3 protein-coding genes and 1 pseudogene are annotated in these 2131 nt (G+C 76.8%); 3 read left to right on the plus strand and 1 reads right to left on the minus strand.

All coding sequences use genetic code 11. The features are described 5' to 3' along the window. The first annotated feature begins 27 nt into the window (after nucleotides 1-27). The gene (locus G6556_RS18490; protein WP_166944575.1) at nucleotides 28-729 is read left to right on the plus strand and encodes a DUF6338 family protein; all 702 of its coding nucleotides are present in this window, start codon (nucleotides 28-30) and stop codon (nucleotides 727-729) included. Continuing rightward, nucleotides 722-982 (plus strand): hypothetical protein, encoded by a 261-nt coding sequence (locus tag G6556_RS18495; protein ID WP_166944577.1) that lies wholly within the window; start codon nucleotides 722-724, stop codon nucleotides 980-982. Before G6556_RS18490 ends, G6556_RS18495 begins: the two co-directional genes overlap by 8 nt. A 55-nt stretch (nucleotides 983-1037) precedes the next feature. Here G6556_RS18495 and G6556_RS18500 read toward each other — a convergent pair whose 3' ends face one another. Continuing rightward, a complete protein-coding gene (locus G6556_RS18500) occupies nucleotides 1038-1928 on the minus strand; it encodes a 3-methyladenine DNA glycosylase (RefSeq protein ID WP_166944579.1) in 891 nt (296 codons plus the stop codon). Between the two features lie 101 nt (nucleotides 1929-2029). Here G6556_RS18500 and G6556_RS19800 point away from each other — a divergent pair. Further along, nucleotides 2030-2131 (plus strand): annotated as a pseudogene (locus tag G6556_RS19800) (RNA polymerase sigma factor SigE); the annotation flags it as partial.

Consider the following 2131-nt stretch of genomic DNA (forward strand, 5'->3'; position numbering starts at 1 on the left):
CGCCCTCCCCGACGTGGCCGCGACGCGGTGCCTGAGTCCTGGGCGCAGGCGGCCGTGGCGCTCACGTTGGTCGTCCCGGGGTTCGTCTACCGAGCGTCCTGGCAGAGCGTGGCGGGCCCCGACCCCGCGCGGCCGGACTTCGGGACGCGAGTGCTGCACGCGATGGTGGCGACCGGCGTGTTCGCGGGGGCCTACGCGGCGGCGTTCGGGCCGGTGCTCGCCCGGTACGCGCACGACCCCTCCCGGGTCCTCTCGGATCCCCGGACGGCCGGGCTCGGGTTCATCGGACTCGTGATCGTCGTCCCCTGGCTGACCGCGCGCCTGTGCTTCTGGGTGGTCCGCGGCGACCGGTTCGGGCTGCTCACCGCACGGACGCCACCCGCGCTCCGTCGCGGCCGTCCCCTCGACCACCCGCCGAGCGCGTGGGACCGGGCGTTCGGCGGGGCATCCCGCGGCTGCTGGGTGCGCGTCCGGTTCGCCGACGACCGGTGGCTCGGCGGCTGGTACGGGGACGACTCGTTCGCCACCACCCACCCGCACCCGCAGGAGCTCTTCGTCGAGGAGGGCTGGGTCGTCCAGGACGACGGGACCTTCAGCGACGTCGTGCACGCCCCCGGCGGCATGGTGATCCGGTGCTCTGCCGCGATCGCCGTGGACTTCATCCCCGGCCGCCGTGATGATGGTCCCGGGGCCCACGACGACCTGAGGACGGTGCAGCCTGATGGCTGACAGCACTCGACGACGCGCTGCCCCCGTGCGGCGCTGGTTCGCCCCCGACGGCGGCTTCTACCGGGGCGTCGGCCCGAACGGGGAGGCCAGCCCGCGGATCGGCCTCCCGCCGAAGACCCCCGCGACCGAGGCCGGCATCCGGCGGCAGGAGCGCGAGGCACGCCGAGCCCGGCGTCTGGCCGAGGCGACGCGCGCCGACGCCGCCGACGAGGCGGGCGGGTCCGGGGTGGGGGTCGACCGCCCGGACCGGTGAGCGCGCGGTCCCGTGAGGCGCGGTGCCGGGCACGGGTCCGCCGGGCGCGGTGCCGTCAGACGCGGTCGGGCTCGGCGCGGCCCCGCACCGGCGTGCCGAGCACCGCGTCGCACGCGGCCACCAGCCGGGTCCGCAGTGCCTGGGACGCCGCCGCGAACCCGCGCTGCCGCCGCACGTACTCGGCCTTGCCCTCGGTCGTCTCGATCGCGATCGGGTCGAGCCCGTAGGACGACACGTCGTACGGGGACGCCTGCATGTCGACCGTCCGGATCTCCCGGGCCAGGGCGAACGCGTCGAGGAGCAGGTCACCCGGCGCGGCGGGCCCGAGCTTGAGCGCCCACTTGTACAGGTCCATGTTCGCGTGCAGGCAACCGGGCTGCTCCATCGCGACCTGCGTCTCCCGGGTGGGCTGAAGCGTGTTCCGGGGAGCCGCGTCCGGGGTGAAGAACCGGAACGCGTCGATGTGGGTGCACCGGATGCGGTGCCGCTCCACGACCGCGTCCGTGCCCGCGCCGCCGAGCCGCAGCGGCAGCGGGTGCCGGTGGTCGCCGTCGCCCTCGCGGTAGACCATCGCCCACTCGTGCAGGCCGAAGCAGCCGGTCGCGGCCGGACGGCCGGCGGTCGCGGACAGCAGGGCGCGGACGTACCGGACGGTGTCGCCCCGGTCGGCCAGGAACGCGTCGGCGTCCAGCGCGACGGTGCCCTCGGCGTCCGTCCGGTACCAGCGCCAGCCCGCCTGCGGGGCCTCGGCCGCGTCGGCCCGGGCGACGCCCGCTCCCGGGTGCCAGCGGCGCAGCTGCGCCGGCTTCGCGGGGTAGTACTCGAACAGGAAGTCCTCGATCGCGTGCCGCTCGCCCCCGGCGGCGCGCCGGGCGCGGTGGCCGGCGGTCAGGTCGTCGGCGCGGGCGGCGTGCTCCGCCGCGCGGGCCTGCCACGCGGCGGGCACGAGCAGCACGGGCGCGGCTGCCGAGGCAGGTGCGACGGCTGCGGAGGCCGGTGCGGAGGCTGCGGAGGCGGGTCCGGCGGCCCCCGAGCAGAAGGACGTGGATGGCGACCTCGTTGCCCGACCCGGACTGGCAGCCCCCGACCTGGGAGGCGATCGTCCGGGAGCACTCCGCGCGCGTGTACCGCCTGGCCTACCGGCTCACG

It is taken from the genome of Cellulomonas sp. IC4_254, assembly GCF_011603975.1.
In the GTDB taxonomy this organism is placed as follows: domain Bacteria; phylum Actinomycetota; class Actinomycetes; order Actinomycetales; family Cellulomonadaceae; genus Cellulomonas.